Annotated in this window: 1 protein-coding gene; it reads left to right on the top strand. The window is 67.4% G+C overall.

What is annotated here, in order from left to right:
- Positions 1 to 372: 372 nt before the first annotated feature.
- Entirely contained in the window at positions 373 to 15,579 is a 15,207-nt protein-coding gene (locus KSS90_RS21440) for an autotransporter-associated beta strand repeat-containing protein (protein ID WP_217869836.1), read from the top strand.
- Positions 15,580 to 16,263 lie beyond the last annotated feature (684 nt).

Here is a 16,263-nt window from a genome sequence, read left to right as displayed (position 1 = left end):
GGCCTGCAAAAGGCCTGGGCGTGCATTCTGGCCATTGGCTATGACCGTTCGTCGGTTGGATCCAATGGGCAAGCGGCTGAAACCCGCTAAACACGTGCCGCCTCGACAAAGTATTAACACCATTTGACCGTGCCATGCGCCCTACCGCCCGCGCCTGAGCGGCTACACATTTCCTCAAAGGATATTCGTAGCCATAGATCAGGCGTTTCGGCCGTCGCGTGTTCCACTGCTCTTTCTTCGCCCGCTGTGCACGCATTCAAGGACTGAAGTGCCTGATCCACGAAGGAGCTCTCCGTGGACAGATGTGCCGCCCCCCGTTCGCCCGCCCGTTTCTCGCAACTGTCACTGGCCGTCAGCCTGGCCGTGACTGCCATGGCCTTTGGTCTGCACGGTGAACAGGCGCTGGCCGCCTGCAGCCTGGCCGGTTCCACGGTGACCTGTAGCGGCGCGGCCAACCCGCTCGCGCCGAGCTATTCCAACAGCGGCAGTGGCCTTACCGTCAACGTCAACACCGGTGCTTCCCTGGGCGTGCTGCTGGGCGTGGGCGGCACCGCGCTGTCGCTCACCGGCAACAACATCACGTTGAACAACTCCGGTACCGTCAACCCGTCATTGCTGGGGATCCTGAGTATCCAGTCCACCGGTGCCGTGATTGGCAACACCAGCACTGCCAGTACCATCAACATCACCAACAATGCCACGGGCGTGATCCGCGGCACCGGCGCGGTGCTCGGCGCGAGCCTGTTGAACCTCACCGGCATGGCGATGGACGTGCGTAACGCAGCCGGTGGTGTCACCACCATCAGCAACGCCGGCAGCATCGGCTCCACGGCATTGGCCAGCCTGACGATCGTGAGCGAAGACACCCCGGTCATCGCCGTGAGCGGTGGCGGCACGGTGAACTTCACCAACACCGGCACCGTGCTGGGGCGCACGGCATTTCAGGCGTCCGCGGCCGGTAACACCTTCACCAACGCCGGGAGCCTGACCGGCAGCCTGTCCATGGGCGCGGGCAGCACCAACCGCTTCAACGCCATCACTGGCTCCAGCCTAAGCGCGGGGGCGGGTGTTGGTGTGTCGCTGTTGGTCACCAGTAACCCCAACCTGGGCTTCGCGCCTGCTGGCGTGGTCGACGGCGGTGCCGGCGGCACCAACACCCTGGCGCTGCAGAACGCCATCGGTGGCGGCAGTGGCACCACGGGCAGCGGCACCATCAACGCCTCGAACTACATCAACTTCAACCGCCTGATCGTCGACAGCGGTACCTGGTCGCTGATCGGGCAATTGCTCAACGGCACCACCCAGACCACCCTCAACGGTGGCTTGCTCAATTTCGACAACGCCAGTGCCTTCGGTAGCGGTGGCATCACGGTGAACGGCGGTGGTCTCGCGGGCACAGTGGCAGGCCTGGGCCTGAACAACGCGCTGACCTTGAATGCCGGCCTGAACGTGGGCGGCGCCACCGACATGGCCCTCAATGGCGTGGTCTCGGGTGTCGGCGGCTTGACCAAGACCGGTGCCGGGCTGCTCACCCTTGGCGCCAGCAACACCTACAGTGGCGGCACCACCCTGGCCGCCGGCGGCCTCAACCTGACCAGCGCCGCGGCGCTCGGCAGCGGTGGGCTCACGGTCAGTGGCGCCGGCAGCCTGCAAGGCAGCGTGCCGCTGGTGTTGAACAATGCGGTAGCGCTGAACGCGGCCCTGACGCTGCCCGGCAGCAACGCGCTGACCCTTGGCGGCGTGCTCAGCGGCGCCGGCTCACTGGTCAAGAGCGGTACCGGTGACCTGACCTTGAACGGCGTCAACACCTTCAGCGGCGGTACCACCTTGAATGGCGGGACGCTGATCCTGGGCAGCGACACGGCCCTGGGCAGTGGTGCCCTGACCGTGACCGGTAGCGGCACCCTGGACAGCACCTCGGCGCTCAACCTGGGCAACGCGATTGCCCTGAGTGCCGGCACGCTTACCCTCGCCGGCAACAATGCCACCACCCTGGGCGGCATCATCAGCGGCGCCGGTGCGTTGGCCAAAGCTGGCGTCGCCGACCTTACCCTCAATGGCGTCAATACCTACAGCGGCGGTACCAGCCTGGCGGGTGGCAAGCTTACCGTCGGCAACAGCAGTGCGCTGGGCACTGGCGCGCTGACCCTGGGTGGCAACGCCAGCCTCGATGCCAGCAGCGCGGTAAGCCTGGGCAACGCCATCAGCCTTGGCGCCAACACCCTGAACCTGCTCGGCACCAGTGCCACCACCCTGGGTGGCGTGATCAGCGGTACCGGTGCATTGGTCAAGAGCGGGGCAGGGGACCTGGCGCTGAACGGCAACAACACCTTCAGCGGTGGCCTCACCCTCAATGCCGGCAAGCTCACCGTCGGCAACAGCAACGCCCTGGGCACCGGCGCTCTTACCCTTGGCGCAAACGCCAGCCTGGACGCCAGCACCGCCGTGAGCCTGGGCAACGCCGTCAACCTCGGCGCCAATACCCTGAACCTGCTGGGCACCAGCAGCACCACGCTGGGCGGCGTGATCAGCGGCACCGGCGCGCTGGTGAAGAACGGCAGCGCCGGGTTGACCCTGAACGGCAGCAACACCTTCAGCGGTGGCACGACCCTCAACAGCGGTGTCCTCACCGTGGGCAACAACAACGCCCTGGGCACCGGCGGCCTCACCCTGGGCGGCAACGCCAGCCTCGACGCGGGCGTGGCGGTGAACCTCGGCAATGCCATCGACCTGGCCGGAAACACCCTGACCTTGCCTGGCACCAGCGCAACCACCCTGGGTGGTGTGATCAGCGGCACCGGCGCGCTGGTCAAGAACGGCAGCACCAATCTCACCCTGGGCGGCGCCAACACCTTCAGCGGTGGCCTCACCCTCAACGCCGGCACCCTGACCCTGGCCAGCGCCACGGCGCTGGGTACCGGCGCTCTGACCGTAGGCGGCGCGTCGACGTTGGCCAACACGGCGGCGCTGACCCTGGGCAACGCCGTCAACCTGGGCGGCAACCTGACCCTGACAGGCGCCAACAACCTCAACCTGGCCGGGACCCTCAGCGGCACCGGCGGCCTGGTCAAGAACGGCAGCGCCAGCCTGACCCTCAGCGGCAACAACACCCACAGCGGCGCCACCGCGCTCAACGCCGGCACCCTGGTGCTGGGCAGCAACACCGCGCTGGGCACCGGCGTGCTCAACGCCGCGGCCAACACCAGCCTGGACACCAGCGTCGCCGGGCTGAACATCGGCAACGGCCTGAACCTGGCCGGCAACCTCAACCTGCCCGGCAGCAACGACCTGACCCTGAGTGGCGTCATCGCCGGCAGCGGCGGCCTGACCAAGGCCGGCAACACCACGCTGACCTTGACCGGCGCCAACACCAACAGCGGTTCCACCTTCCTCAACGGCGGCACTCTGGTGGTCGGCAACAACACGGCGCTCGGTACCGGCATCCTCAACACCGCCGTGGGTACCCACCTGGATGCCAGCACCGCGGTCAGCCTGGCCAACGACGTCATTGCCGCCGGCCCCCTGACCATCGACGGCACTGCCAACCTCGGGCTGAGCGGCGTGATCAGCGGCATCGGCTCGCTGGTCAAGAACGGCAATGCCAGCCTGACCCTGAGTGGCAGCAACACCTTCACCAACGGCACCCAGCTCAATGCCGGTACCTTGATTCTCGGCAGCAACACCGCACTGGGCATCGGCGGCCTGACCCTGGGCGGCAACGCCAACCTGGACACCAGTACCGCCGTTTCGGCGACCAACAGCATCAGCCTGGGCGGCAACACCTTGACCGTGCTGGGCAGCAACGCCACCACCCTGACCGGGCAGATCAGCGGCACCGGCGCCCTGGTCAAGAGCGGTAGTGCCAGCCTGACGCTCAATGGCAACAATACCTTCAGTGGCGGCACCACCCTGAACGCTGGGCTGCTGACCCTGGGCAACAGCAATGCCCTGGGCACCGGCGGCCTGACCCTGGGCGGCAATGCCAGCCTCGACGGCAGCGGCACCCTGAACCTGGGCAACGCCATCAACCTCGCCGGCAACACCCTGACCCTGCCAGGCAGCAACACCACCACCTTGGGCGGTGTGATCAGCGGTACCGGCGCACTGGTCAAGAACGGCGCCACCAACCTGACCCTGAGCGGCGCCAACACCTTCAGCGGCGGCCTCACGCTCAATGCCGGTACCTTGACCCTGGCCAGCGCCGCCGCGTTGGGAACCGGCGCGTTGACGGTCGGTGGTGCGTCGACCCTGGCCAACTCGGCGGCGATGACCCTGAACAACGCCGTCAACCTCGGTGCCGACCTGACCTTGCCGACCACCAGCAACCTCACCCTGGCCGGCACCCTCAGCGGCACTGGCGGCCTGGTCAAGAATGGCAGCGCCACCCTGACCCTGAGCGGCAACAACACCCATAGTGGCGCCACCACCCTCAACGCCGGCACCCTGGTGGTCGGCAGCAACACCGCACTGGGCACCGGTGCGCTCAACGCCGCCAACAACACCACGCTGGACACCAGCGTGGCCGGGCTGAACCTTGGCAACGCGCTCAACCTGGCGGGCAACTTCATCCTGCCCGGCAGCAACGATTTGACCCTGAGCGGCGTCATCGCCGGTGCCGGCGGCATCACCAAGAATGGCGGCACCACACTGACCCTGACCGGCAACAACAGCAACAGCGGCATCACCCGCCTGAACGCCGGTACCCTGGTGGTCGGCAGCAACACTGCGCTGGGTACCGGTACCCTCAGTACCCTGGCCGGTACCCACCTGGATGCCAATACGGCGGTGAGCCTGGCCAACGACGTGAACATCGCCGGCCCGTTGACCATCGATGGCAGCGCCGACCTGGGCCTGAGCGGCGTGGTCAGCGGCATCGGTTCGCTGGTCAAGAATGGCAACGCCAACCTGACCCTGAGCGGCAACAACCTCTACACCAACGGCACCCAGCTCAATGCCGGCACCTTGACCCTGGGCAGCAACACCGCGCTGGGCATCGGCGCCCTGACCGTGGGCGGCAACGCCAACCTCGACGCCAGCACCGCCGTCGCCGTGACCAACGGCATCAACCTCGGCGCCAATACCCTGACCGTGCTGGGCAGCAACGCCACCACCCTCGGCGGTCTCATCAGCGGTAGCGGTGCGCTGGTCAAGAACGGCAGCGCCGCGCTGACCCTCAACGGCAACAACACCTACAGCGGTGGTACCACCCTAAATGCCGGCACCCTGGTCCTGGGTAACAACAACGCCATCGGTGGTGGCGCCTTGAGCGTGGGCGGCAATGCCAGCCTCGACTCCAGCGCCACCCTCAACCTCGGCAACGCCATCGCCCTTGGCAACGGCGCTACCCTGACCCTGCCAGGCAACAACACCACGACCTTGGGCGGCGTAATCAGCGGTGCCGGGGCCTTGACCAAGAACGGCAGCAGCAATCTGACCCTGAGCGGCGCCAATACCTTCAGCGGTGGCCTGAACCTCAATGCCGGCACCCTGACCTTGGCCAACGCCGCCGCGCTGGGCACCGGCGCATTGAACGTCGGCAGCGCCTCGACACTGGCCAACAGCGTGGCGATGACCCTGGGCAACGACGTCAACCTCGGCGCCAACCTGACCCTCGGCGGCAGCAACAACCTGACCCTGGGCGGTGTGCTCAGTGGTACCGGCGGGTTGATCAAGAACGGCGTGTCCGACCTGACACTCACTGGCAACAACACCTTCAGCGGCGCCATCGACCTGCTCGGCGGCAGCATCACCACGGTCGGCAGCACGGCCCTGGGCAATACCTCGGCGGTCAGCGTCGGCGCCGGCACCAGCCTCAATCTCGGCGCCAGCGCCACCATCGGTGGCCTGAGCGGGGCCGGCACGGTGAACATCGCCGGCGGCGGTGCCCTGACCCTGGGCGGCAACAACCTCAACAGCGTGTTCAGCGGTGCCCTGGCCGGCAGTGGCGGGCTGGTCAAGACCGGTACCGGCAGCTTCGAACTGTCCGGCGTCAACGTGCTCGGCGGCAATACCACGGTCAATGCCGGCCTGCTCAACGTCACCGGCTCGCTGGCCAGCGCCAACGTGCAGGTCAACAGCGGCGCCAGCCTCGGCGGCACCGGTAGCTTGCTGGGCGCGGTCGACATCGCCGACGGCGCGCACCTGCTGGCCAACAGCGGCGCGACCCTCGGCACCGGTGCGCTGACCCTGCACAGCGGCTCGATCCTCGACTTCGGCTTGGCATCGCCGGCCACCGGCGGCACCGCGTTGGTCAACGTCAATGGCAACCTGACCCTGGACGGCACTCTCAACGTCACCGACCTCGGCGGCTTCGGCACCGGTATCTACCGCCTGTTCGACTACACTGGCGCGCTGGTCGACAACGGCCTGCTGATCGGCAACGTGCCGGGCGTCATGTTGCCCGGCGACCTTCAGGTGCAGACCTCCATTGGCAGTCAGATCAACCTGCTGGTCGGCGGCGCCAGTGGCACCGTGCAGTTCTGGGATGGCGCGCAGACCGTGCCCAATGGCGTGATCGATGGCGGTTCCGGTACCTGGAACGGTGGCAACACCAACTGGACCGATGTCAACGGCGTGCTCAACGGCAGCTGGGCTAGCGATTTTGCGGTATTCCAGGGTACTGCGGGCGATGTCACCGTGGTCGGCACCCAGGCCGTCACTGGCCTGCAGTTCGTCACCAACGGCTATCGCCTGATCGGCGCTGGTGGCCTGGACCTGGTCAACGGCAGCAACGGCGCCTTTGCCGTGCGTGTCGACCCGGGTGTCACCGCGACCCTCAACGTCGGCCTCTCTGGCAGCGGCCAACTGGCCAAGCTCGACAGTGGCACGCTGGTGCTCAATGGCGCCAACAGCTATACCGGCGGCACCCTGTTCAATGGCGGCACGCTGGTGGTCGGCAACAACACCGCCTTCGGTACCGGCGCGGTCAGCACCGCCAACGGCACTACCCTGGACAGCAATACATCCGTCACCCTCGGCAACGCCTTCAGCCTCAGCGGTGCCCTGACCGTCGCCGGCTCCGCCGATCTGGGCCTGTCCGGTGTGGTCTCGGGGCTTGGCAGCCTGATCAAGAACGGCGGCGCCAACCTGACCCTGGGCAATGCCAACACCTACAGCGGCGGCACCAGCCTGGGTGCCGGCACCCTGACCCTGGGCAACGCCCAGGCCCTGGGCACTGGCGGCCTCACCGTGACCGGCGCCGCCAGCCTGGCCACCACCGGCAACCTGGCGCTGGGCAATACTATCGCCCTGAACGCCAACCTCACCCTGCCGGGGAGCAACGACCTTACCCTCAACGGTGCGCTGAGCGGCACCGGTGGCCTGATCAAGGGCGGTGCCGGCACGCTCACCCTCAACGGCAGCAACAGCCAGCAGGGCATTACCAGCCTGAACGGCGGAACCCTTGTGGTCGGCAGCAACACGGCGCTGGGCACGGGTGCCCTGAACGCAGCCGGCGGCACTACCCTGAGCAGCAATGCCAACGTCACCCTGGCCAACCTGATCAACCTGGCCGGTAACCTGACCGTCGCCGGGGCGCAGAACCTGACCCTGGGCGGCAACGTCACCGGCGTCGGCGGCCTGACCAAGACCGGCAGCGGCACCCTGACCCTGAACGGCACCAATGGCAATCTGGGCAACACCAATCTCAATGCCGGCACCCTGGTGCTCGGCAGCTCCAGCGCCCTCGGCCTCGGCCAGCTCAACGCGGCTGCCGGGACCACCCTGGACAGCGCCTCGACGATCACTATCGGCAACACCGTCAACCTGGGGGGCAACCTCACCATCGCCGGCAGCAACGACCTGGGCCTGGGCGGGCTGGTCACGGGGGCCGGCAGCCTGACCAAGAACGGTGCCGGCAACCTCACCCTCAGTGGCGCCAACACCTTGGTTGGCGGCGTGACCCTCAATGCCGGCACGCTCACCCTGGGCAACAACCAGGCCCTGGGTACCGGCAGCCTGACCGTCGGCGGCGCCAGCAACCTGGCCACCACCGGCGCCCTGACCTTGGCCAACCAGGTGGCGCTGAACGACACCCTGAGCCTGACCGGCACCAACGACCTGACATTGAACGGCGTGATCAGCGGTACCGGCGGCCTGACCAAGACCGGTACCGGTAACTTGACCCTCGGCGCCGCCAACACCTACCAAGGCACCACCACACTAGGCGCTGGCACCCTGACGCTGGGCAACAATACCGCCCTGGGCACGGGCAGCCTGTCGGTGACCGGTAACAGCACCCTGGCCACCACCGGCGTGCTGCAGGTGACCAACGCCATCGGCCTCGGCGCCGGTACCACTCTCGGCGTCAACAACACCCAGGCCCTGACCCTCGATGGTGTCATCAGCGGTGCCGGTGCGCTGAACAAGCTGGGTGCCGGGCAACTGGTGCTCAATGGCAGCAACACCTACGCCGGCGGCACCTCGCTGCAGGCCGGCAGCCTGCTGCTGGGCAACGCCGGCGCCCTGGGCAGCGGCGCCCTGACCGTCACCGGCGCAGCCGGCCTCGACGCGAGCCAGGCACTGGCACTGGCCAATGCCGTCAATCTCGCCGGTGGCAACCTGACCCTCGGCGGCAGCCAGGCGCTGACCCTCAACGGCGTGGTCTCCGGCAGCAATGGCCTGGTCAAGAACGGCGCCGCCAGCCTGACCCTCAACGGCAACAACACCTACAGCGGCGGCACCACCCTCAACGCCGGCACCTTGGTGGTCGGCAGCAACACCGCGCTGGGTAGCGGCGACCTCAGCACCGGCGCCAACACCAGCCTCGATGCTGGCGGTGCGGGCGCTACCCTGGCCAACAACGTGCACCTGGGCGGCACCCTCAACCTGCCGGGCAGCGCCGACCTGACCCTCACCGGCGTGGTGGATGGCGTCGGCGGCCTGAACAAGGCCGGTGCCAGCACCCTGACCCTCAACGGCGCCAACAGCTACCTGGGCGGCACCACCCTCGGTGCAGGCCGGCTGGTGGTCGGCAACGACAACGCGCTGGGGCAGGGCGCCCTGACCGTCGCCGGGGTCTCGTCCCTCAGCAGCGGCGCCAGCACCACCCTGGCCAACAACGTCACCCTCAACGCTGGCCTGACAGTCGATGGCAGCAATGACCTGACCCTCAACGGCGTGATCAACGGCACGGCAGGCCTGACCAAGAACGGCAGCGGCAACCTGACCCTCAATGGCAACAACGGCTACCAGGGCGGCACCCAGCTCAACGCCGGGCGCCTGACCCTGGGCAGCAGCGGCGCACTGGGTACCGGCACCCTGGCGGTCACCGCCGACGCCACCCTGGCCAACAGCTCGGCCATGGCCTTGGGCAACACCATCGCCCTGAGCAACGGTGCCAACCTGACTATCGAAGCCGCCAATGCGCTGATCCTCAGCGGCGACCTTGGCGGCGGTGGCAACCTGGTCAAGACCGGCGTCGCCGACCTCACCCTGGTCGGCGTCAAGACCTTCACCGGCAACGTCGACATCCAGGCGGGCTCCCTCACCACCCTCGGCAGCGGTGTGCTGGCCAACGTCGACACCCTCAACGTCGGCGCCAGCGGCCAGCTCAAACTCAACGGCAACGCCAGCCTCGGCAGCCTGACCGGCAGCGGCCTGGTCGATGTTGGGGGCGGCAGCGTCCTGAGCCTGGGCGGCAACAACCTCAGCAGCACCTTCGCCGGTGGTCTCAACGGCCTGGGCGGCCTGACCAAGGTCGGCAGCGGCACCCTGACCCTGACCGGCACCAGCAACCTGGCCGACAACACGCTGGTCAACGCCGGTACCTTGAAGGTCGATGGCACCTTGGGCAGCAACCTGCTGACCGTGGCCAGTGGTGCGACCCTCACCGGCAGCGGCACCGCCAATTCCTCGGTGGTGATCGACAACGGTGGCCACCTGGCCGGGCAGAGCGGCGCGACCCTGGGCCTCGGCAGCCTGGTGCTCAACAGCGGTTCGATCGTCGATATCGGCCTCGGCTCGCCGTCCACTGGCGGCACCGCGCTATTCAACGTCGGTGGCAACCTGACCCTCGACGGCACGCTCAACGTGAGCAGTATCGGCGGCTTCGGCAACGGTGTGTACCGCGTCTTCGACTACACCGGCGCCCTCACCGACAACGGTCTGGACTTCGGCAGCCTGCCGCTGGGTGTGGGCCTGGGCGACGTGAGCTTGCAGACCGCCCTGGCCAACCAGGTCAACCTGCTGGTCAGCGCTGCGGGGCTCAATATCCAGTTCTGGGATGGCAGCCAGAACGTGGCCAACGGTCAGGTCGACGGCGGTGCCGGCGTGTGGAACGCCGGCAATACCAACTGGACCGACCTCAACGGCCTGACCAACACCACCTGGGGCAGCACCTTCGCGGTGTTCCAGGGCACTGCCGGCGATGTCACCGTCGACGGCAGCCAGACGGTCAACGGCCTGCAGTTCGTCAGCGATGGCTACCGCCTGCTGGCGGGCACCGCCGGTGCGCTCGACCTGATCAACGGCGCGAGTGGCGACACCAGCGTGCGGGTCGATCCGGGCGCCACGGCGACCCTCGATGTCGGCCTGACCGGCGTCGGCAAGCTCAACAAGCTCGACAGCGGTACCCTGGTGCTCAACGGCAGCAACAGCTACAGCGGCGGTACCGTGCTCAGTGGCGGTACCTTGATCGTCGGCAGCAACACGGCCCTGGGCAGCGGTGCGCTTGAAACCGCGGCGGGTACCACCCTCGACAGCAATGCCTCGGTCACGCTGGCCAATGCCATCACCCTGGCGGGGCCGCTGAACATCGCCGGCAGCAACGACTTGGCGCTGGGCGGCAACATCGGCGGCGCCGGTGGCCTGGTCAAGGCTGGCAGCGCCCGGCTGGCGCTGGCTGGCAACAACACCTATGCCGGCAACACCGCGCTCAACGGCGGCACCCTGGTGCTGGGCTCCAATACCGCACTGGGCAGCGGCAGCCTGAACACCGTGGCCGGCACCAGCCTGGACAGCAGCCAGGCCGTGACCTTGGCCAACAACGTCAACGCCACCGGTGACCTGACGATCCTGGGCAGCAACGACCTGACCCTCGGCGGCACCGTCGGCGGCAGCGGCCGCCTGCTCAAGGCCGGCGTCGCCCGCTTCGCGCTGATGGGCGCCAACACCTACAGCGGTGGTACCGAGCTGCAGGCCGGCACCTTGGTGGTGGGCAACGATGCCGCCCTTGGCAGCGGTGGCCTGGACGTCACCGGTAACGCCAACCTCGACAGTGCCAGTGCCGTCACCTTGGCCAACTCGGTGAATGTCAGCGACGTGCTCAACGTGCTGGGCAGCAACGACCTGCACCTGGCCGGCGTGCTCAGTGGTGCAGGTACCTTGAACAAGAGCGGCCTGGCTGACCTGACGCTGTCGGGCAACAACACCTTCAGCGGCATCCTCAATATCCTGTCCGGCAGCCTGAGCACCGTCGGCACCACCGCCCTGGGCACCCAGAGCGAGCTGAACGTCAGCAGTGGCGCCAGCCTCAACCTCGACGGCAACACCACACTGGGTGACATAGGAGGCACTGGTGCGATCGCCATCGCCGCTGGCAACAGCCTGAACGTCGAAGGCGGCACCTTCGATGGCAATATCGGTGGCACTGGCACCCTGAACAAACTCGGCGCCGGCACCCTGGCGCTGCGCAGCGCCAACAGCCACACCGGCAATACCAACGTGCAAGGCGGCGGGCTGAAGGTGGATGGGTCCCTGGCCAGCGGCACGGTCAACGTCGCCAGCGGCGCCACCCTCAGCGGTGCCGGCAGCCTCGGTGGTGCGGTGACCGTGGCCAATGGCGGCAACCTGGCGGCCATCGGCGGCAGCACCCTGAATGCCGGCAGCCTGGTGCTCGACAGCGGCGCCAACTTCAACGCTTCGCTGGGCGCACCGTCGGCTGGCAGCACACCGCTGGTCAACGTGGCCAACGACCTGACCCTGGGCGGCACCCTCAACGTCACCGACATCGGCGGCTTCGGCGCCGGCGTGTATCGACTGTTCGCCTACGGCGGCAGCCTCACCAACAACGGCATGAGCTTCGGCACCACGCCGGTGCCGGTCACCGACCTGACGGTGCAGACCGCCGTGGCCAACCAGGTCAACCTGGTGGTCGGTGGCGCCAGCAACGTGTTGTTCTGGGACGGCAGCCAGACCGTGGCCAACGGTGTGATCGAGGGCGGCAGCGGCGTCTGGGATGCCACCAACACCAACTGGACCGACGCCAACGGCGTGCTCAACGGCACCTGGAACGACACCTTCGCCGTGTTCCAGGGCGCCCCCGGCACCGTCACCGTGAACGGCAGCCACAACATCACCGGCCTGCAGTTCGTCACCGACGGCTACGTGCTCAATGCAGGGACGGCCGGTGAACTGCTGGGCAACGGCACCACCAACCTGCGGGTCGACAGCGGCGTCACCGCCACCCTCAACGTCGCCCTCAACGGCACCGGCAGCGTCGCCAAGCAAGACGGCGGCACCCTGGTGCTCAACGCTGCCAATGGCTACAGCGGCGGTACCGCCCTCAACGGCGGCACTCTGGTGCTAGGCAACGATAGCGCGCTGGGCAGTGGCGCCCTGACGGCCGCGGGCGGCACCACGCTGGACAGCAACACCGCCGTGACCCTGGCCAACAATGCCGTGCTCAACGGCGCCCTGGCCATCGGCGGCAGCAACGCCCTGACCCTCAACGGCGTGGTCAGCGGCACCGGTGGGCTGATCAAGAATGGCGCTGGCCTGTTGACACTGAACGGTGCCAACACCTACACCGGCGGCACCCAGGTCAACGCAGGCGGCGTGGTGGGCAATACCACCAGCCTGCAAGGCGCGATCCTCAACAACGCGGCCCTGACCTTCGAGCAGAACGCCAACGGCAGCTACACCGGCAACCTCACCGGTACTGGCACCCTGACCAAGAACGGCACTGGCGAACTGCTGCTGACCGGCATCAATGGCCTGACCGGCGCGACCCAGGTCAACGCCGGCAGCCTGCTGGTCAATGGCCGCCTCGACAGTGCCACCGTGCAGGTCGCCACCGGCGCCCGCCTGGGCGGCAGCGGTACCTATGGCGGCGCGGTGCAGATCGCCAATGGCGCCACCCTGGCCGCCGGCCAGAGCGCCACGCCGCTCACCGTCGGCAGCCTCGACCTGGCGTCGGGCAGCGCCCTGGACTTCAGCCTCGGCGCCCCGGCGGCCTCCACCACCGTGGTCAAGGTCAACGGCAACCTGGTGCTGGACGGCACGCTGAACATCACTGATGCCGGTGGCTTCGGCACCGGTGTCTACCAACTGTTCAGCTACGGCGGCACGCTCACCGACAACGGCCTGGTGTTCGGTGCGATTCCGGGCAGCGTGGTTCTGGGTGACCTGAGCCTGCAGACTGCCATCGCCAACCAGATCAACCTGGTGGTACAGAACGCCGGCGAAGAGCTGCAGTTCTGGAATGGCGGCAAGATCAATCCCGACGGCAGCATCGGCGGTGGCAGCGGAACCTGGGGGCCGAATACCGGGTGGACCAACGCCGGTGGCACCAGCAGCGAAGGTTGGAGTGGTGGCTACGCGGTCTTCGGCGGTACCTCTGGCACCGTCACCGTGGTCGGCAACCAGTCGTTCGAGGGCTTGCAGTTCCTCAGCAACGGCTACCAGGTCGTGCCTGGCGCTGGCGGTAGCCTGACGCCGGTCAACGGTGCCGATGGCAGCCTGGCGTCGGTGCGTGTCAACGCTGGTGCCACCGCCACCGTCAGCGTGCCGCTGGTCGGTAGCGGCGGCATCGAGAAACTCGACGCTGGCACTCTGATCCTCTCGGGCGCCAACACCTACAGCGGTGGCACCACCGTCAGTGGCGGTACCCTGGTCGGCAACACCACCAGCCTGCAGGGCAGCATCCTCAACAATGCCAACCTGGTCTTCGCCCAAGGCAGCAATGGCACCTTCAACGGCACTCTCAGCGGTACTGGCACCACCACCAAGCAGGGCGGTGGTACCTTGCTGCTGACTGGCAACCAGCCGTTCAGTGGCGCCTTCAACGTCAACCAAGGCGTGTTGCAGGTGGGCGATGCGGCCAATCCGGGCAGCAACCTCGCAGCCCAGGTCACAGTGGCCAATGGCGCCGCACTGACCGGCAACGGCACCGTCGCCGGCCTGACCAACAACGGCACCGTGCTGCCAGGGCCTGCCGGTAACCTGAACGTGTCGGGCAACTTCACCAACGGCGCCACCGGCACCCTGGTGATCGACCTCGGCACCTCGCCGGTGAACTACCTGAATGTGGGCGGCACCGCCAACCTCGGCGGCAGCCTGATGGTCGCCAACCTGGCCAGTGGCAACGGCCAGTACACCGTGGTCAGCGCGGCGGGTGGGGTGAACGGCACCTTCGCCACCACCAACCTGGCCAACTCGGCGTTCCTCAACAGCTCGCTGAACTACGGCGCCAACCAGGTGACCCTGTCCGTCAGCCGCAACGGCAACTCCTTCGCCGATGTCGCCGCTACTGGCAACCAGCGTGGCGTGGCCACCGCGCTGGCCAGTGCCGGAGCGCCGGCCGAACTGGTCAACAACCTGCTGCCGCTGGACCGCCAGGGCGCCCAGGCGGCGTTCGACAGCCTGTCCGGCGAGATCCACGCCAGCACCGCGACCGTGCTGATCGAGGACTCACGCTACGTCCGCGACGCGGTCAATGACCGCCTGCGTCAGGCCGATTGCACCAACCAGGACGACCCGCGTCGCACCCTGGCGCCGACCGCCAACCAGCAACTGACCAGCGAAGGCTGCCAGGGCCAGGCCGTGGGCTGGATCCGTGCCATCGGCGGCTGGGGCACCTACGACGGCAGCAGCAGCCATGCCAGCGTCGACCGCGACCTGTCGGGCTTCATGCTCGGTGTGGACCGCGCGCTGGACGATGAGTGGAAAGTGGGTGCCGCCGCCGGCTACACCCGCTCGAGCATCGACGCGCACCGTCGCCGCTCGGACGCCACGGTGGACAGCTACCACCTGACCACCTATCTCGGTTACCAGCTGGATGCCTTCGCCGCTCGCCTGGGCGTGGCCTACAGCTGGCACGACATCGACACCAAGCGCGATGTCACCGTCGGCAGCTACGACGACCGCCTCAAGGCCAAGTACAAGGCGCGCAGCGCCCAGGTGTTCGGTGAGGTGGGTTACGCCATCGATGCCGGCGGCATTGCCCTGGAGCCGTTCGCCGGGCTGGCGTATGTCAACTACGACAGCGACACCGCCCATGAGAAGGGCGGGGCAGGGCGGCTGGAGGGCAAGGTCGACCAGGATGTGACCTTCTCCACCCTGGGCGTGCGGGCTGGCAAGCGCATCCTGCTCGACAACGGCAGCACCATCACGCCGCGGTTGTCGGTGGGCTGGCGTCATGCCTTCGGTGACGACAAGCCCGATGCCGATCTGCGCTTCATCGGTGGCGGCGACGGTTTCAGCACCGAGGGTGTGCCGATTGCCAAGGACGCGGCGGTGGTCGAGGCCGGGGTGGACCTGTCGGTGGGCGCGAGCGGCAAGCTCGGGGTCGGGTACTCCGGGCAGCTGTCCAGCGAGAACCGTGACCATGGCGTGGTGGTGAGCTTCAGCATGGGGTTCTGAGGTAGTTTGCGGGGGGCTGCTTTGTAGTCCCCGGCGACCTCAAGTTCGGCCTTTTCCTGGTTTTTGGCTGCGGGGGTTGTTGACCGCATCAGGGCCACCAGGTGTTCGCCGCAAATCTTGCAGCGCCTACAAGATCGAGCGCCGCCCGCGCGGCGCATCGCTGGCAAGCCAGCTCCCACATTTGTTTCGGGCCAGTTATGCCTGCGCTGCCGCGGCTGTACGCCTTGTGGGTACGACGCGGTTTCAGTGTGGGCGCCACTGGTGTCCCACCTGTCTCAAGACATGCACCAAGGCGGACAGCGACAACTTCACAGGACAGACTGGCCGGAAACAAATGTGGGAGCTGGCTTGCCAGCGATGCGCCGCGCGGGCGGCGCTCGGTCTCATAGGCGCTGCAAGGCCATCGTCAAGCACCTGGCCGCCATAACGCGATCAAAACCTCGACCCACACCCGTAAGACATTTCCGAATTTGAAACCAAATCCTTCAGCCAGCCAGCGCTTCGGACCTATCCTTCGCGCCTGCCGGAAGGCTCTGAATTGGCCGGGAAATACATCAGGGGTACCGTCACTGGGTCGTCACATATGGCGACCGGGTGTGAGAAGCCCGTTGTGTGAACCATGTCGATTTCGTCAATGGCGGTCGTGCGCGTGCAGGCTTTGGCCTGACCGTGGATTCATGGTTA

This window comes from Pseudomonas maumuensis (assembly GCF_019139675.1).
GTDB lineage: Bacteria > Pseudomonadota > Gammaproteobacteria > Pseudomonadales > Pseudomonadaceae > Aquipseudomonas > Aquipseudomonas maumuensis.
The sequence above is the reverse complement of the archived record's forward strand: the minus strand, read 5'-3'. Positions and strand labels throughout refer to the sequence as shown.